General features: G+C 72.8%; 15 protein-coding genes. 7 read left to right on the top strand and 8 right to left on the bottom strand.

The window, feature by feature from the left end; genetic code table 11:
- Positions 1 to 7 precede the first annotated feature (7 nt).
- Genes AB0I29_RS00580 through AB0I29_RS00570 form a run of 3 tightly spaced genes read right to left on the bottom strand, consistent with a single transcriptional unit; the run spans position 8 to position 3024 of the window.
- Positions 8 to 1060, bottom strand: a complete 1053-nt coding sequence (locus AB0I29_RS00580; RefSeq protein ID WP_285103657.1) for a peptidoglycan bridge formation glycyltransferase FemA/FemB family protein — start codon at positions 1058 to 1060, stop codon at positions 8 to 10.
- A gap of 33 nt (positions 1061 to 1093) precedes the next feature.
- The gene (locus AB0I29_RS00575; RefSeq protein WP_357476739.1) at positions 1094 to 2359 is read right to left on the bottom strand and encodes a ribonuclease D; all 1266 of its coding nucleotides are present in this window, start codon (positions 2357 to 2359) and stop codon (positions 1094 to 1096) included.
- Positions 2356 to 3024 carry a DUF3000 domain-containing protein gene (locus AB0I29_RS00570; RefSeq protein WP_285103660.1) on the bottom strand — a complete coding sequence of 223 codons (669 nt, stop codon included), beginning with the start codon at positions 3022 to 3024 and terminating at the stop codon, positions 2356 to 2358. Before AB0I29_RS00570 ends, AB0I29_RS00575 begins: the two co-directional genes overlap by 4 nt.
- A 165-nt stretch (positions 3025 to 3189) precedes the next feature.
- Between AB0I29_RS00570 and gndA the strand changes: the two genes are divergently transcribed.
- The 6 genes from gndA (at position 3190) to zapE (ending at position 8822) form a co-directional block, all read left to right on the top strand.
- Entirely contained in the window at positions 3190 to 4626 is a 1437-nt protein-coding gene (gene gndA, locus AB0I29_RS00565; RefSeq protein ID WP_357476736.1) for an NADP-dependent phosphogluconate dehydrogenase, read from the top strand.
- Positions 4623 to 5924 (top strand): carboxylate--amine ligase, encoded by a 1302-nt coding sequence (locus tag AB0I29_RS00560; RefSeq protein ID WP_285103664.1) that lies wholly within the window; start codon positions 4623 to 4625, stop codon positions 5922 to 5924. The genes gndA and AB0I29_RS00560 overlap by 4 nt, the downstream gene beginning before the upstream one ends.
- 198 nt (positions 5925 to 6122) lie before the next feature.
- Positions 6123 to 6584: a DUF805 domain-containing protein gene (locus tag AB0I29_RS00555; protein WP_285103666.1), complete on the top strand. Its 462-nt coding sequence runs from the start codon at positions 6123 to 6125 to the stop codon at positions 6582 to 6584.
- Between the two features lie 5 nt (positions 6585 to 6589).
- Positions 6590 to 7012, top strand: coding sequence for a DUF805 domain-containing protein (locus tag AB0I29_RS00550; RefSeq protein WP_357476731.1), 423 nt, complete (start codon positions 6590 to 6592; stop codon positions 7010 to 7012).
- A 15-nt stretch (positions 7013 to 7027) separates the two neighbouring features.
- A complete protein-coding gene (locus AB0I29_RS00545; protein WP_285103669.1) occupies positions 7028 to 7678 on the top strand; it encodes an SDR family oxidoreductase in 651 nt (216 codons plus the stop codon).
- 67 nt (positions 7679 to 7745) lie between these two features.
- Complete coding sequence (zapE, locus tag AB0I29_RS00540) at positions 7746 to 8822, top strand: cell division protein ZapE (RefSeq protein WP_357476728.1); 1077 nt, start codon at positions 7746 to 7748, stop codon at positions 8820 to 8822.
- A 12-nt stretch (positions 8823 to 8834) separates the two neighbouring features.
- On the opposite strand, the gene AB0I29_RS00535 is transcribed toward zapE, so the two are convergent.
- From AB0I29_RS00535 to glgX, 3 genes are all read right to left on the bottom strand, one after another.
- A complete protein-coding gene (locus tag AB0I29_RS00535) occupies positions 8835 to 9908 on the bottom strand; it encodes a PPK2 family polyphosphate kinase (protein ID WP_357476725.1) in 1074 nt (357 codons plus the stop codon).
- Between the two features lie 56 nt (positions 9909 to 9964).
- Positions 9965 to 11725: a hypothetical protein gene (locus AB0I29_RS00530; protein ID WP_285103674.1), complete on the bottom strand. Its 1761-nt coding sequence runs from the start codon at positions 11723 to 11725 to the stop codon at positions 9965 to 9967.
- A gap of 70 nt (positions 11726 to 11795) precedes the next feature.
- Positions 11796 to 13946, bottom strand: coding sequence for a glycogen debranching protein GlgX (glgX, locus tag AB0I29_RS00525; protein WP_357476722.1), 2151 nt, complete (start codon positions 13944 to 13946; stop codon positions 11796 to 11798).
- Between the two features lie 140 nt (positions 13947 to 14086).
- Between glgX and AB0I29_RS00520 the strand changes: the two genes are divergently transcribed.
- Complete coding sequence (locus tag AB0I29_RS00520; RefSeq protein WP_357476719.1) at positions 14087 to 14332, top strand: hypothetical protein; 246 nt, start codon at positions 14087 to 14089, stop codon at positions 14330 to 14332.
- A 21-nt stretch (positions 14333 to 14353) separates the two neighbouring features.
- Here the strand turns inward: AB0I29_RS00520 and AB0I29_RS00515 are convergent, their stop codons facing one another.
- Together AB0I29_RS00515 and AB0I29_RS00510 are read right to left on the bottom strand one after the other, a co-directional pair.
- Entirely contained in the window at positions 14354 to 14611 is a 258-nt protein-coding gene (locus AB0I29_RS00515; protein WP_285103749.1) for a hypothetical protein, read from the bottom strand.
- A 119-nt stretch (positions 14612 to 14730) separates the two neighbouring features.
- Entirely contained in the window at positions 14731 to 15894 is a 1164-nt protein-coding gene (locus tag AB0I29_RS00510; protein ID WP_285103679.1) for a cystathionine gamma-synthase, read from the bottom strand.
- Between the last annotated feature and the right edge of the window lie 11 nt (positions 15895 to 15905).

Genomic DNA, 15905 nt, shown 5'->3' with positions numbered 1-15905 from the left:
GTGCGGGTCAGTTGCCGCGGAGCTTGCGGACCACCTTCTTGGCGGTCGGCAGCGCGCTGTTCCAGGTCGTGTACCAGCGCGAGAACGACACGTCGATCGAGCCCACGAGCTCGTCCGTGTGCTTCGCGAAGCTCTTCTTGAAGTCGCTGATGCCGTCGTTGAGCAGGCCGTTCATGTCGTACCGCACGAGGCCCTGCTCGCGGGCGATCTCGATGGTGCGCCAGTAGGTGGGCGCGGTGGCCGTGGCCTTGCGGCCGGCGTCGTTGCCGCCGCCGTAGAGCAGGAACGAGGTGCTGGCCGAGTTGACGCACCACGCGAAGCACACCGGCACGTCGTCGATGTAGGTGGCCACCAGCACCGACTTGTCGCCGAGCTGCCGGTTGATGTCCAGGTAGTACTCGTCGGCGTGGATGGCGAACCCGGCGCGCTGCGCGGTCTCCTTGTAGACGTCGAGCACCCGCAGCACCTCGGCGTCCTCGGTGACCCGGCGGATGTCCAGACCGGCCCGCGAGCCCTTGCGGATCTCGTACCGCGTGGACTTGCGCATGTCGGCCAGCAGCTCGTCGGCGGGGCGCGTCAGGTCCAGGATCAGCGTGCTCGGGATGAGGATCTGGTTCGGCGCGTACCGCCGTCCGGCCAGGTCGAGCTGGGTGCCCGCGGGCCAGTCGGGCTCGATGGTGATGCCGACGCCGCCCACGTTCTCGCGCGCCCACTCCACCACCGTGTTGGTCACGGCGTTGCGCGTCGCGGTGTCGCCCACGCCGAAGACCGCCTGGGCGGTCTCGCCGTCGTGGTGCGCGACGACGGGGCCGCGCGGCACGTAGGACAGCGCCCGGAACTGGGCCGGCAGCGGCCGCACGAGGAGCTGCGCGAGGCCGACGGTCGAGCCGTCCTCGGTGACCCGCAGCCGGTGCGCGCGCCAGCTTCCGGCCGCCTTGACCTCGCCCCAGCCCCACAGCTGGAGCGGGTGCCCGCCCAGGGCGAGCACCTCGCGGTCCCAGGTCGAAGGATCGGTGACGACGTCGACGGCGAGCGTGATGGGCTCCGACAGGGCTGGCATGGGGACGACTCTACTGGGGTCGGCGCGGGGCTTTCACACCGGGTCCTGCGCGGCCTGCGCGAACGCCCGCTCCAGGCCCTCGGCCAGGAGCCCGACCTGCCACTCGCGGGCGCCGCGACCGCGCAGGAAGTCGGCGATCCCGGCGGCGTCCGCGGGCGACGGCGGTGTCCAGCACAGCCGGCGCAGCGCGTCGGGCTGGAGCAGGTTCTCCACCGGGATGCTCAGCTCCTCGGACAGCGCGGTCACGAGCTCGCGGGCGGCGGTCAGGCGGCGCGCCGCGGCGGCGTCACGGTCGCCCCAGGTGCGCGGCGGCGGCGGACCGTCGGAGCGCGGTCCGCGCACGGTCGGCAGCTCGGCGTCGGGCAGGGCGCGCGCGTCGTCGATCGCCTTCTGCCAGTAGGCGGCCCGGCGCTTGGTGCCCTTCCCCGCGAACTCGGGCAGCATCACGAGCTGGCCGGCGGTCCTGGGCATGGCCTTGGCCGCCGCGACGATCGCGCGGTCGGGCAGCACCCGGCCCGGCGAGATGTCGCGCGCCTGGGCGCTGGCGTCCCGCGCGACCCACATCGCCCGCACGGCCGCGACCTGGCGCGGGTTGCGCAGCACGTGCATGCCGGACGTGCGGCGCCACGGGTCGACGCGCGGCGCGGGCGGCGCGGCGGTGCGCACCGCCTCGAACTCCTGCGCGGCCCACTGCGTCTTGCCGGCCGCCTCCAGGCGCTCGGCGAGCCGGTCGCGCAGCTCGACCAGCACCTCGACGTCGAGGGCGGCGTACCGCAGCCAGTCCTCCGGCAGCGGGCGGGTGGACCAGTCGACGGCGGAGTGCTCCTTGGCCAGCCCGAGCCCCAGCACCTCGGCCACGACGGCGGCCAGGCCCACGCGCTCCATGCCGAGCAGCCGCGCCGCGAGCTCGGTGTCGAAGACGCGGGCGGGGTGCAGACCGTGCGCGGCGAGTCCCGGCAGGTCCTGGGAGGCGGCGTGCAGCACGAACTCGGCGTCGCCCACGGCCTCGCCCAGCGCGCCCAGGTCGGGCACGCCGACGGGGTCGATCAGTGCCGTGCCCGCCCCGGCGCGCCGTACCTGGACCAGGTAGGTCGCCTGCCCGTAGCGGTACCCGGAGGCGCGCTCTGCGTCGGCCGCCACGGGGCCCGAGCCGGCGGCGAACGCCTCGACGACTCGTGCGAACGCACCGGGCGTCGCCACGACATCGGGCAGCCCGTCGGCGGGCTCGGTCAGTGGTGTGACGGGTGGCTGCACGGGCGTCGATGTCTCCGCAGGGACTCCTCGCTCCGTGGTGGTCATGGGCCTACCGTATGGCGTTGCCTGGATCGGTCGGTAAAACGCCTGGTGAGAGCCGCGACGCCCTCGGGCAGCGGCGGCACTCCCGCGGCCGTCGTGAGCAGGGCCGCCCAGGCGCGCAGGTGCGTCCCGAGCCGCGTGTCGACGGGCGTCCACGACGCGCGGATCTCCAGGTCCACCGCGTCGGGCGTGCCGTCCAGGGCGCCGTAGCTCTGTGACAGCACCCGGGTGACCGTGCCGCCGTCGGCCAGCGTGTCGGTGCCGGGCACCAGGCCCGCGGACTCGAGGCACTCGCCCACCCAGGACCAGGCGACGTCGGCCAGCATCGGGTCGGCGGCCATCTCGGGCTCCAGCGTGGCCCGCACCAGGGTCACCACGCGGAACGTGCCGTGCCAGGCCTCCTGGCCCGCCGGGTCGTGCAGCACGACGAAGCGGCCGGTGGCGAGCGGGTCGGTGTCGTGGTCGTGCTCGTCGGGCCGGTCCGGCTCGCGCCGGGCAGGCGGCGCGCCGGGCAGGACGTCGCCGGAGAGCGCCACGCTGAACGGCGCCACCCGGCGCGGGGCGGGGATCTCGGTGAGGCGTACCTCGGCGCGCAGGGCCGCCCCGCGCAGGTCAGCGAGGGCTGCTGCGAAGTCGACGGGAACACCGGTGGGCGGGCCGCTGGTCACCACTTCACCGTACGTCCGGGGCGGCGCGGCCACGGGGAGGCGCGCGGCTGACGCCGGATCGTGACCTGCGCGGGTGGCGAAGTGAGCCAGGGCACTAGGCTGGCAACGGGTCGCGGCGCACGTACGCGGGTGCCGGCCCGTTTCCACTGCAGAAGGAGCAAGAACGTGTCAGGCACAGCACAGATCGGCGTCACCGGGCTGGCGGTGATGGGTCGCAACCTCGCGCGGAACTTCGCACGTCACGGGTACACGGTGGCGATCCACAACCGTTCGTACGCGAAGACCGAGTCGCTGGTCGCGGAGCACGGTGACGACGGCGACTTCGTCCCCAGCGAGTCGATGGCGGACTTCGTCGCGTCGCTCGAGCGGCCGCGCAAGGTGGTCATCATGGTCAAGGCCGGCGGTCCCACGGACGCGGTCATCGACGAGCTGGTGCCCCTCCTGGAGGAGGGCGACATCGTGGTCGACGCCGGCAACGCCCACTTCCCGGACACGATCCGGCGCGAGGCCGCCCTCAAGGAGCACGGCCTGCACTTCGTCGGCACCGGCGTGTCCGGCGGCGAGGAGGGCGCGCTGAACGGCCCGTCCATCATGCCGGGCGGCACGCCCGAGTCGTACGCGTCGCTCGGGCCCATCCTGGAGGACATCTCCGCGAAGGTGGACGGCACCCCGTGCTGCACCTACGTGGGCTCCGAGGGCGCCGGCCACTTCGTCAAGATGGTGCACAACGGCATCGAGTACGCCGACATGCAGCTCATCGCTGAGGCGTACGACCTGCTGCGCCAGGGGCTGGGTGCCTCGGCCGCGGAGATCGGCGAGATCTTCGCGCAGTGGAACACGGGCGACCTGGAGTCGTTCCTCATCGAGATCACGGCCGACGTGCTGCAGCACGTGGACGCGGACACGGGCAAGGCGTTCGTCGACATCGTGCTGGACCAGGCCGAGCAGAAGGGCACCGGCCGCTGGACGGTACAGAACGGCCTGGACCTGGGCGTGCCGATCACGGGCATCGCCGAGGCCACGTTCGCCCGCGCCCTGTCCGGCTCCGTGCCGCAGCGCGCGGCGGGCCGCGCGGCCCTGCCGGCGCACGCGCAGGAGTGGGAGGTCAAGGACCGCGAGGCGTTCATCGAGGACGTCCGCCAGGCCCTGTACGCCTCGAAGGTCGTCGCCTACTCGCAGGGCTTCGACCAGATCGCCGCCGCCGCGGCCGAGTTCGGCTGGGACATCGACCGGGGCGCGATGGCCCGGATCTGGCGCGGCGGCTGCATCATCCGCGCCCGGTTCCTCAACCGGATCACCGAGGCCTACGAGCGCGACGCGGACCTGCCGCTGCTGCTCGCCGACCCGTACTTCACCGACGCCGTCGCGAGCGGCCTGCCCGCCTGGCGGCGCGTGGTGGCCGGTGCTGCCAGCAACGGCGTGCCCACGCCGGCGTTCTCCTCCTCGCTCGCGTACTACGACGGCGTCCGCGCCGAGCGGCTCCCGGCCGCCCTGGTGCAGGCGCAGCGCGACTTCTTCGGCGCCCACACCTACAAGCGGGTCGACCGCGAGGGCACCTTCCACACGGAGTGGTCCGGCGACCGCACGGAGGCCGAGGCGTGAGGGGTTTCCCCGCTGAGCAGGGACCGGTAGGCGGCGGGGAGCAGACGGCTCCCGAGATGCTGGTGGTGGGGATCGGCGGCGACGTCGGGATGTACGCCCTGGTGCGCGCGTTCCACGAGCAGTACCGCACGCACGCCGTCGTGCTGTCCAAGGTGGCCACGCGCGCGATGCAGGACTCGGCGATCGCCGAGAACGTGGTGGTGCCCGGCCTGGACGACGTCGACGTGTTCCTCTCCACCCTGGAGGGCATCGCCCAGCAGCACCGCGACAAGACGCTCGTGCTGCTGACGAACGCCGACTGGCACGTGCGTACCGTCATCCTGAACCGGGAGCGGCTCCAGGCGGCGGGCTACGTGCTGCCGTACCCGTCGCTGCCGGTCCTGGAGCAGGTCAGCAGCAAGGAGGGCTTCGCGCAGGTCTGCGACCAGCTCGGCATCCCGACGCCGCGCACGGTGCCGGTCGACGTGGCCAAGCTGGTCGCCGAGGGCGGCCGGGCCGCGCTGCCGGGGCTCGCGGTGGACCTGCAGTACCCCGTGGTCGGCAAGCCGTCCAACAGCGCCGAGTGGTACTACGTGGACTTCCCCGGCAAGGCGAAGATCCACCACATCGACTCCCGCGAGGAGCTCGACGTGATCCTCGGCCACCTCGCCGACGCGAACTACCCGGGCACGTTCCTGGTGCAGGAGTTCATCCCGGGCGACGAGACGCAGATGCGGTCCCTGACCGCGTACCGCGACACGTCGGGCGAGGTGACGCTCCTGGCCACGGGCCGGGTGCTGCTGGAGGAGCACACGCCGGGCACGCTCGGCATCCCGGCCGCGATCCTGGTGGAGGCGTACGACGACGCCATGGACGCAGCCACGAGGTTCCTCGACCTCACCGGATACGTGGGCTTCGCCAACTTCGACTACAAGCTGGACCCGCGCACGGGCAAGCACGTGTACTTCGAGGTGAACCCCCGCATCGGGCGGAACAACTACTACGTGACGGCGGGCGGGGCCAACGTGGCCCGCGTGCTGGTCGAGGACTGGGTGCTGCACCGCCCGATCCGCCCCGTGCGGGCGGTCCGCGAGGTGCTGTACACGGTGGTGCCCTTCGGCCTGCTGTCCAAGTACGTGCTGGACCCGGAGCTGAAGAACCGGCTCAAGGCCCTGCGGGCGAGCGGCGACGTGGTCAACCCGCTGAAGTACGACGGCGACTCCGGCCTCAAGCGCCGGCTCATCGTCGAGGCGATCACGCAGAACTACCGGCGCAAGTACGCCCAGTACTACCCGGAGCCGACCGCCACGGGGTACTGACCCCCGGCGCTCCCTCCCGACGTGTCAGACGCTCAGATCACTCCGGTGACCTGAGCGTCTGACACGTTAGGGGGCCTTTTCTCACCCATGGGTAGTTCTGCCCAGATTTAAGCCTTGCGCACTTATTGACTGATCGGGACACTATGTGCGCACTTGCTGGAGATTTCCGGCATAAATCGTGAGAGAGGCTTCTTCCTGATGTCGTTCATCGAGTCCATCCGGACCGTGCTGTCGAAGTACGCCACGTTCAGCGGCCGTGCCCGGCGCTCCGAGTTCTGGTGGTACTACCTGGCCCTGGTCATCGTCGAGAGCGTGCTCTACTTCGCGCTCATCGTGCCGGGCCTGACCGCGTACACGACGGCCACCATGGAGTACGCCATGGCCGGCGACCCGTCCGCCGCCGTGCCCACCATGCCCGGCTCCCTGGCGACCGGCTACCTCGTCGTCTCGCTCGTCGCGCTCGCGCTGCTCCTGCCGACGCTCGCGGTGATCGTCCGCCGCCTGCACGACACCGGCAAGTCGGGCGCCCTGGCGTTCCTGCTGCTGATCCCGGTCGTCAACGTCATCCTGATCATCGTGTGGGGCGCGTCCGCCGGCACCCCGGGCCCGAACCAGTTCGGCCCCGACCCCAAGGCCGTCGACCAGGCCGCCGCGGTCTGACCCACGTGTCGATCCTCGACGCCGTCCAGACCTGCCTGCGCAGGTACGGCGACTTCACCGGCCGTGCCCGGGCCTCCGAGTACTGGTTCTTCTACCTCGCGCTCGTGATCGTGAACGCCGTGATCTTCGCGGTGCTTCTCATCCCGGCCCTGGTCACGATGGACCCGGTCACGCAGGAGCCGGGGGTGCTCGGGTCGATCGGCTCGGCCCTCCTGGGGATCGTCGCGCTCGCGGCCTTCGTGCCGCTCCTCGCGGCGGGTGTCCGCCGTCTGCACGACACCGGGAAGTCCGGCTGGTTCTACCTGCTGTACCTCGTCCCGTTCGTCGGCGGCATCATCATCGTCGTGCTGCTCGCCCTGCCGGGCGAGCCCGGGTCCAACCGGTTCGGGCCGGACCCGAGGGGCGTGCCGCAGCCGGCCGCGGCCTGACCTAGTCTGGGCCGCATGACCAGCTCCCGCCCCGTCCTCGTGGTCGGGGCCGGCGGATACGTCGGCAGCCGGGTCGCACGCGGCCTGGCTGCCGACGGGCGCGCGGTGCTCGCCGCGACCCGCCGTCCGCTGCCCGACGCCGACGGCGTGCTCCCCGTCCGCTACGACACCGTCGCCGACCTGCCCGGCGCCGTCCGCGCCGCCTGCGACCTGGCCGGCACCCCGCTGCCCGGCGCCGTCGTGGCGTCCATCGGCGGCTGGCACAAGGGCGCCGCCCTGCTGGACGACGACCCGGACCGGTGGGCCGCGACCCTCGCCTCCCACCTCACCGCCCACCTCGACGCCGCCCGCGCGCTCGTCCCGCTGCTGCGACCCGGCGACCCGTACGTCGTGCTCAACGGGTCCGCCTCCCGCGAGGCCATGGCCGGGTCCGGCGTGATCAGCGTGACCGGGGCCGGGCTCGCGATGCTGGTCCAGGTGCTGCGCCTGGAGGCCCCGCACGCCGGCTCGGGCGCCATCCGTTTTCATGAGCTCGTCATCGACCATGCCGTCGCGGGCGACGACCGCAACGAGGACCCGGCCGAGACGAGAACCCCGGCCCAGGTGGTCCACGCCCTCGGCGAGATCCTCGACCAGCCCGGCGCACCCGCCGTCGTGCACGTGTGACCGTGCACGTGTGATGTTGCTCTCCTGGCACGCCCGGTGACCTGAGCCGCCGGTAATCTTCTACCTCGTGACAGCCCCCGCCACCACCGACACCCAGACCGCCCGGACCACGCAGGCGCTGAGCGCCGTCCGGCCGCAGGTCCCCGTCGACCGGCTCGTCACCGACCTCGTACCGCCCCGGCACTTCGCCGCCGCGCGGTTCGCGACCTACCGCGCCAACCCGGCGCACCCCAGCCAGGGCCGCGCCCTGGCCCGCCTGACGGAGATCGCGCAGGAGATCACGGCTCCGCGGCGCGGCCTGTTCGCCCGCCGCCGCCCGGCCCCCGCCGTGTACCTCGACGGCGGCTTCGGCGTCGGCAAGACGCACCTGCTCACCTCGCTCGCCCACGCCGTCGGTGAGGCCCTCGGCCCGGACAAGGCCGCGTACGGCACGTTCGTCGAGTACACCAACCTCGTCGGGGCCCTCGGGTTCCTCCCGACCGTCGAGGCGCTGGCCGCCAAGAAGCTGGTCTGCATCGACGAGTTCGAGCTCGACGACGCGGGCGACACGACCCTCATGTCGCGCCTCATGCGGGAGCTGGCCGACCGCGGCGTCGCGCTCGCCGCGACGTCGAACACGCTGCCCGGCGCGCTCGGCGAGGGCCGGTTCGCCGCCCAGGACTTCCAGCGGGAGATCAAGGCCCTGTCCGACCGCTTCGAGACCCTGCGGGTCGACGGCGAGGACTACCGCCACCGGGACGTCGTCACCGACCCCGAGCCGCTGACCGTCGACGAGGTCACGGTGGCCGCCGCCCGTCCGGGCGCCACGCTCGACGCGTTCGACGACCTGCTGGAGCACCTCGCCACCGTGCACCCCAGCCGCTACGGCGCGCTGCTCGACGGCGTCTCCGTGGTCGCCCTGACCGGCGTGCACCCGGTGACGGCGCAGGCCGTAGCGCTGCGCCTCGTGGTGCTCGTGGACCGGCTCTACGACCGCGACGTGCCCGTGCTGCTGGCCGGCGCGGGGGACACCCGCGGCCTGTTCACCGACGAGATGCTCGCCGGCGGGTACCGCAAGAAGTACTACCGGGCGCTGTCCCGGCTGGGCGCGCTGGCCGAGGAAGGGCGTCGACTCGTCACACAGGACGAGGCGAGCCGGAACTGAGCCGCGTGCGGCTCACGTCTCCGCGAGCCGCGCCTTCTCCGCCGCCACGTCGAAGTCGGCGGGCGGCCAGCCCAGGTCCAGCGACCGCAGGGCGTCGGTCAGCAGCTCGGTGACGGCCAGGCGGGCGTACCACTTCCGGTCCGCCGGCACCACGTGCCAGGGCGCGTCCTGCGTGGAGGTGCGGTCCAGCATCTCCTGGTAGGCCGCCAGGTACTGCGGCCGCTTGAGCCGCACGTCGATGTCGCTCGGGTTGTACTTCCAGTGCTTGTCGGGCCGGTCCAGCCGCTTGGCCAGGCGCTTCTTCTGCTCGTCGGGCGACACGACGAGCGTCACCTTCACGATCGCGGTGCCCGACGCCGCCACCTCGGTCTCGAACGCGTTCAGCTCGGCGAAGTGCTTGCGCCAGACCCGGACCGGCTCCAGCCGGTCCACCCGGACCACCAGGACCTGCTCGTGGTGCGACCGGTCGAACACCCCGAGGTGGCCGGGGCGGGGCAGGGCGTTGCGGATGCGCCACAGGTAGTCGTGCTGGCGCTCCTCCTCGGTCGGCACGCCGAACCCGCGGTGCATCACGCCCTGCGGGTCCACCATGCCCACCACGTGCCGCACGATGCCGCCCTTGCCCGAGGTGTCCAGGCCCTGCAGCACGAGCAGCACGGACCGGTCACCGCCGGTGCGGCCGTGCGCGAAGAGGCGCTCCTGCAGGTCGGCGAGCTCCTCGCCGCGAGCGGCCATGAGCCGCTCGCCGTCGGCGCGGCTCCCGGCCCAGCCGGGGGTGGCGGCCTGGTCCAGGGTGCTCAGGTCGGTGCCGCGCACCCACCGCAGCACGTCGGACGCCGGGGTCTCCCACCGGTCACCCGGCTCCCGCGGAGATGTGGACTTCCCGGAGTCCTTCGGCACGGCGGCCTTGCCCGCGGCGGCCTTGCCCGTGTCAGCCTTGCCCGTGTCAGCCTTGCCCGTGTCAGCCTTGCCCGCGCCACCCTTGTCGACGCTCTTCGCGCCGCTCCCGGTGCCGCCCTTGCCGGCGCGCTTCCCCGCGCTCTTTCCCGTGGACTTCCCGGTCGACCTGCCCGGCTTCTTCGCCATCGGACGCCTCCTTCGCGCGACCGGTCGTCGCCGGTCCCCGAACCCAGGTTCGCAGGTCAGGTCTCCGCGCGCAGCACGGCCGTCATCCGGGGCGGCACCGTCAGCGTGTCGCCCACCAGCCGGGTCGCGCCCGGCTCCCACGCGGCGGCCAGCCGGAACGCCCCCGGCAGCGGGGCGCGGCTGGCGCCCTCGGCGGGCCGCAGCAGGCTCCCGAGCCGCAGCGCGGCCAGGCCGTGCCCCGTGTTGAGCACGAACGCCAGGCTGCCCCGCAGCACCGCGATGACCGAGCGGTCGGCGGTGGACCGGATCTCCAGGGGGAGGTCCAGCTCGTCGGTGATGGCGAGGCGGATCGCGATCAGGTCGTGCGCCCAGCTCGCGAGCCGCTGCTCGTTGGCGTTGCGCGGCACCACGGGCACGTGCACCGTGTCGAGCACCAGCGGGTTGCCCGCGAGGATGACGGTGGCGAGCACGCTGGCCCGGATGTCGACGTCGTCCACGCCCAGCAGCGCCGTGGCGGGGCTCTCCTCGCCCGCCCACGGCACCGTGAGCTGCGCGGCGGGCAGCCGGGTGATGTCCTCCACCACGCTGGCGCCGGACCGGACCCGGCTGCGCCGTCCGCCGTTCTGCCGCGTGGCGCGGCGCACCGACGGGTGCACCAGGTCGGCGAGCATCTGCAGCGCCTGGATGTCCTCGGTCTTGCCCGGCCCGGACAGGATGCGCAGCAGGATCGTGGTGAGCCGGTCGCTCCGGCCCGGCCCGTCCACCAGCAGGCTGAACCGGCGTTCGAGCTGTTCGCCCAGGCCGACGACGTAGTCGGCCAGCTCGCCGAGGAACGGTGTGGGGGAGCGGTCCACGAGCGCGTCGACGTCGAGCACCAGGCCGTCCACGTGGTACTCGCGCAGCCAGTGCCGCGCGTCGTCCACGAGGAAGTCCCGGGGGCCGCGGCTGCCGCTGCCGTCGAGGTTGATGCGGTCGCCCACGTAGTCGGTCCGCACGGTCGGCGAGGACGGCACCTTGCCGGCGCGCGTGCCGATCGTGGGGACCTGGCCGGTGCGGAGCTGGATGGGGCCGGTCCGCGGCCGGTCCAGGGGCACCTGGCCGGTCCGGGGGCGCATGGCCTGCAGCGCGTACTCGCCCGCGTCGCCGACCTCGGTCCGCGCCACGCGCGGGCGGCCGCCGCCGCCCGTCAGGTAGGGGCCGTAGGCCTCCAGGCCGAGCTCGTCGGCCACGGCCCAGCGGTAGGGGATGTCCAGCACGACGGCGAGCCCCGCGGCGTGCGCGGCGTCGACGAAGCGCTGGAGCGCCCGCGGGCCGCCGTACGGCTCGTGCACGGAGTACAGGCGCACGCCGCGGGCGGGGCCGAGCGCAGGGTCGAACGCCGCGACCGGCGCGAGCTCGACGCCGTGGACCCCGAGGCCGGCGATCGTGGGCAGCAGCTCCGCGGCGGCGTCCAGGGTGCCCGCGGGGGTGAAGGTCTCGATGTCCACGTGCATGAGCACGCTCGTGGACAGGTCCGGCGGGGACCACGTGCCGTCGGTCCACTCGAAGGCCGGGTCGAAGACGCGGGTCGGCCCGTGGATGCCCTGCGGCAGCCACACGCTGCGCGGGTCGGGCAGCAGGGGGCCGCCGTCCACGGAGTAGCCGTAGTCGGTGCCGTGCCCGAGCACGCTGTCGGCGCCCCAGTACCCGGGCTCGCCGGCGCCCACGAGGCGCAGCGGCATGTGCTCCGGCTCCTCGTACGGGTCGTACGGCACGAGCACCTCGATGATGCGGGCGCGCGGGGCCCACACCACCGGTCTGGGCCCGGGAACGGGCATGTCAGGGCCCGGGCGGGGCGGTGGTGTGCTGCCTCCGGTTCCACTCCTCGGTCCGGTCACGGCCGACAGCCTAGCCCGGTGTTCCGGATGGGCGAGTCAGTACGACCACGCTTCGACCCGTCACGGACAGGCCGGTCCCCGCTCCGAGCACCGTCCCGGGCTCGGCGCTGCCGTCGGTGTCCAGGACCACGGTCCAGGACTCCCCGTAGGCGGCGGGCGGCAGCGTGAAGTCCAGCGCCTCGAAATGGGCGTTGAGCAGCAGCAGGAAGGAGTCGTCGACCACCGCCTCCCCCCGGCGTCCGGTCTCCGTGATCGCGTCGCCGTTGAGGAAGACGGCCACGGTCCGGGCGTAGGCCTGCTGCCAGTCGGTGTCGTCCATCCGCGCACCTGTCAGGTCGAGCCACTCGACGTCCGCGGGCCCGCCCGCGGCGTTCGGCGACACCTTCCCGTCGAAGAACCGGCGGCGGTGCAGGATCGGGTGGTCGCGGCGCAGCCGGACGGCCTGCCGGGCGAAGTCGAGGAGCGCGGCGTGCTCGGCGTCGAGCCCGTCGGCGCCGCCCCAGTCCACCCAGGTGAGCTCGTTGTCCTGGCAGTAGGCGTTGTTGTTGCCCTGCTGGGTGCGGCCCAGCTCGTCGCCGTGGGCGATCATCGGCACGCCCTGGCTCAGCATGAGCGTCACGAGCAGGTTGCGGCGCTGCCGGGCGCGGAGCTCCTTGATCTCGGGGTCGTCCGTCGGCCCCTCGACGCCGCAGTTCCAGGACCGGTTGTGGTTCTCGCCGTCCTGGTTGTCCTCGCCGTTCGCCTCGTTGTGCTTCTCGTTGTACGCCGTCAGGTCGGCGAGCGTGAAGCCGTCGTGCGCGGTGACGAAGTTGATGGACGCGCTCGGCAGCCGGCCGCTGTGCTCGTACAGGTCGCTGGACCCGGTCAGTCGGGAGGCGAACTCCGGCAGCGTGGCCGGCTCGCCGCGCCAGAAGTCGCGCACCGTGTCGCGGTAGCGACCGTTCCACTCGGTCCACAGCGGCGGGAACCCGCCCACCTGGTAGCCGCCGTCGCCCAGGTCCCACGGCTCGGCGATCAGCTTGACCTGGGAGATCACGGGGTCCTGGTGCACGATGTCGAAGAAGGCGCTGAGCCGGTCGACCTCGTGGAACTGGCGGGCGAGCGTGGCGGCCAGGTCGAAGCGGAACCCGTCGACGTGCATCTCCTCCACCCAGTACCGCAGCGAGTCCATGATGAGCTGCAGCACGGCGGGGGAGCGCATGAGCAGCGAGTTGCCGGTGCCGGTGGTGTCGAAGTAGTGCGCGTCGTCGCCGTCGACCAGGCGGTAGTAGGCGGCGTTGTCGATGCCGCGGAAGCCCAGGGTGGGGCCCAGGTGGTTGCCCTCGGCGGTGTGGTTGTAGACGACGTCGAGCAGCACCTCGATGCCTGCCTCGTGCATCGCCTTGACCATGGCCTTGAACTCCATGACCTGCTGGCCGCGGCTGCCGTAGCCGGCGTACCCGTTGTGCGGGGCGAAGAACCCGATCGTGTTGTAGCCCCAGTAGTTCGTCAGCCCCTTGGCCGCCAGCGACGGGTCGGTGACGAACTGGTGCACGGGCATGAGCTCGATGGCCGTGACGCCCAGGTCGCGCAGGTGCTCGATCACCGCGGGGTGGGCCAGCCCGGCGTAGGTGCCGCGCAGCTCGTCGGGGACGTCCGGGTGGCGCATCGTCAGACCCTTGACGTGCGCCTCGTAGATCACCGTCTCGTGGTACGGGGTGGCCGGCGGACGGTCGTGCCCCCAGTCGAAGAACGGGTTGACCACCACGGAGACCATCGTGTGGCCCAGGGAGTCGGCGTCGTCCGGCGTGGTTCCCGTGGTGGCCTGCTCCACGTCGGTGAACGCGTACGAGAACAGGGACGGGTCGCCGTCGAGGTCGCCGTCCACGGCCTTCGCGTACGGGTCCAGCAGGAGCTTGGCCGGGTTGCAGCGATGGCCCGACGCCGGGTCGTACGGTCCGTGCACCCGGTACCCGTACCGCGTCCCGGGGCCGACGCCGGGCAGGTACACGTGCCACACGTGCGCGTCCGTCTCGGTGACCTCGACGCGGGTCTCGGTGTCGTCGTCGGCCAGCAGGCACAGCTCCACCCGTCGCGCCACGGAGGAGTAGAGCGCAAAGTTCGTCCCCGTACCGTCGAACGTCGCCCCGAGGGGGTAGGGGCGGCCCGGCCACGTCTGCATCGGACGATCATCACACCCCGCAGGGGTACGTGGGGGGAGATCTCGTGGTGGGCGTGCCGTGGTCGTGGAGGCTTGGCGGGGATTCGAAATACTGTGCCAAGCGGATGCGCCGAACCCCTGGTTCCTGCGAGAATGGGACCATGATCACGGGGGAACCCCAGCCCACCAGTGACTCGACCGATTCGGTCCCGACCGATCTCATCGACGAGTCGAACGCCTCCTACGCCCACATCGCGCCGCCGGTCGCCCGGCGCGTCGCCACCCGCCGCGGCCTGCTCGGCGGCGGTGACGTCTCCAAGGCCCCGCGCAATCTCGCCGGCTGCGAGCTCGACCCGATCTCGGGTGCCTCGAGCGGCGTGTCCTGGGACGACCCCGACGAGCTCTGACCGCCCCTGAGGGGTGCCGCGTCAGCGGGGCAGCCGCGCCGGGTCCACCGGGATGAGGCGCGGCATCCCCGCGGGCGCCACCTCGCTCAGCGCCAGGTAGCGCGCCTCCGCGCGGTGCAGCCGGATGTGCTCGTCGAGCGACCACTGCGGCCCGTTGGTCAGCGTCATGCCGCAGGCGCAGTCGATCTCCTCGCGGTCGCCCGGCAGGTGCCGCACCTGCCCCACGGTGGTGTGGGAGGCGCGGGCGTCCGCCTTGGCGCGGTGCATCACGGCGCTCACGGGAGCATGTTCGGTCACGCCCCCACCCTAAGCGCCCCCGTCCCGAGCGTTGTCGAGTGCTGGGTACGTGCGGTCCGGAAGGCCTCGGGGCCGCACATACCCGGCACTCGACGAAGGGGTCAGATGCGGTCCAGGGCCTGCAGGACGTCGTCGAGGAGGTCCGTCACGTCCTCCAGGCCCACCGACAGGCGGACGATCGACGGCGGCACCTCGGCCTCCGTGCCCCGCACCGACGCGTGGGTCATCTCGCTCGGGTAGTTGACCAGCGACTCCACGCCGCCGAGCGACTCGGCCAGGAGGAACACCCTGGTCGACTCGGCGAACGTGCGCGCCGCCGCCTCGCCGCCGGCGAGGTCCAGCGAGATCATGCCGCCGAACCGCGTCATCTGGTGGGCGGCGATCTTGTGGCCGGGGTGGTCGGGCAGGCCCGGGTACAGCACGCGCGCGACGGCGGGGTGGTGCACCAGGCGCTCGGCGAGGGTCTGGGCCGTCTCGGAGTGCCGCTGCATGCGCACCGACAGCGTCTTGATGCCGCGCGTGGTGAGGAACGCGTCGAACGGGCTGGAGACCGCGCCCGCGGCGAACTGCACGTAGTGCACCTGCTCGGCGAGCTCGTCGGCCCCGTCCTTCACGACGACGGCGCCGCCGACGACGTCCGAGTGCCCGCCGAGGTACTTGGTCGTGGAGTGCACCACGACGTCGGCGCCGAGGTCGAGGGGGCGCTGCAGGGCGGGGGAGGCGAACGTGTTGTCGACCACCAGGAGCAGGCCGTTCTCGTGCGCGAGCTCGGCCAGCGCCGGGATGTCGCTGATCTTCATCAGCGGGTTCGACGGCGTCTCGACCCACAGCACCTTGGACTCCGGCCGGATCGCGGCGCGCACGGCGTCGAGGTCGGCCGTGTCCACGGTCGTGTGCGCCACGCCGGCGCGGCCGTGGACGGTGCGGATCAGGCGGTGCGTGCCGCCGTAGACGTCGTTCGGCACGAGCACGTGGTCCCCGGGGGCGACCACGGCGCGCAGGAGCGCGTCCTCGGCGGCCAGGCCGGAGGCGAACGAGATGCCGTGCGCGCCGCCCTCGATCGCCGCGAGCTGCTCCTCCAGGGCCGTGCGGGTGGGGTTGCCGCCGCGCGAGTACTCGTACCCGCCGCGCAGCCCCCCGATGCCGTCCTGGGCGTAGGTGGAGGTGACGTGGATCGCGGGGATCGCGTCGCCGGTGGTCGGGTCGGGGTGCTGCCCCGCGTGGATGGCGAGCGTGTCGAAACGGCTCGGTCGGGCGTCGGTCATGGCTGTCTCTC

The organism is Promicromonospora sp. NPDC050262, assembly GCF_040655935.1.
Classification (GTDB): Bacteria; Actinomycetota; Actinomycetes; order Actinomycetales; family Cellulomonadaceae; genus Promicromonospora.
Note: the sequence above shows the minus strand (reverse complement) of the source record. Positions and strands in the feature narration are given on the sequence as shown.

Excerpts from the sequence above, each read along its gene's own strand:
- glgX (WP_357476722.1), bottom strand. The coding sequence starts at position 13,946 with ATGCAGACGTGGCCGGGCCGCCCCTACCCCCTCGGGGCGACGTTCGAC.
- AB0I29_RS00580 (WP_285103657.1), bottom strand. The coding sequence starts at position 1,060 with ATGCCAGCCCTGTCGGAGCCCATCACGCTCGCCGTCGACGTCGTCACC.
- AB0I29_RS00510 (WP_285103679.1), bottom strand. The coding sequence starts at position 15,894 with ATGACCGACGCCCGACCGAGCCGTTTCGACACGCTCGCCATCCACGCG.
- AB0I29_RS00535 (WP_357476725.1), bottom strand. The coding sequence starts at position 9,908 with ATGGCGAAGAAGCCGGGCAGGTCGACCGGGAAGTCCACGGGAAAGAGC.
- AB0I29_RS00530 (WP_285103674.1), bottom strand. The coding sequence starts at position 11,725 with ATGCCCGTTCCCGGGCCCAGACCGGTGGTGTGGGCCCCGCGCGCCCGC.
- AB0I29_RS00555 (WP_285103666.1), top strand. The coding sequence starts at position 6,123 with ATGTCGTTCATCGAGTCCATCCGGACCGTGCTGTCGAAGTACGCCACG.
- AB0I29_RS00545 (WP_285103669.1), top strand. The coding sequence starts at position 7,028 with ATGACCAGCTCCCGCCCCGTCCTCGTGGTCGGGGCCGGCGGATACGTC.
- AB0I29_RS00575 (WP_357476739.1), bottom strand. The coding sequence starts at position 2,359 with ATGACCACCACGGAGCGAGGAGTCCCTGCGGAGACATCGACGCCCGTG.
- AB0I29_RS00520 (WP_357476719.1), top strand. The coding sequence starts at position 14,087 with ATGATCACGGGGGAACCCCAGCCCACCAGTGACTCGACCGATTCGGTC.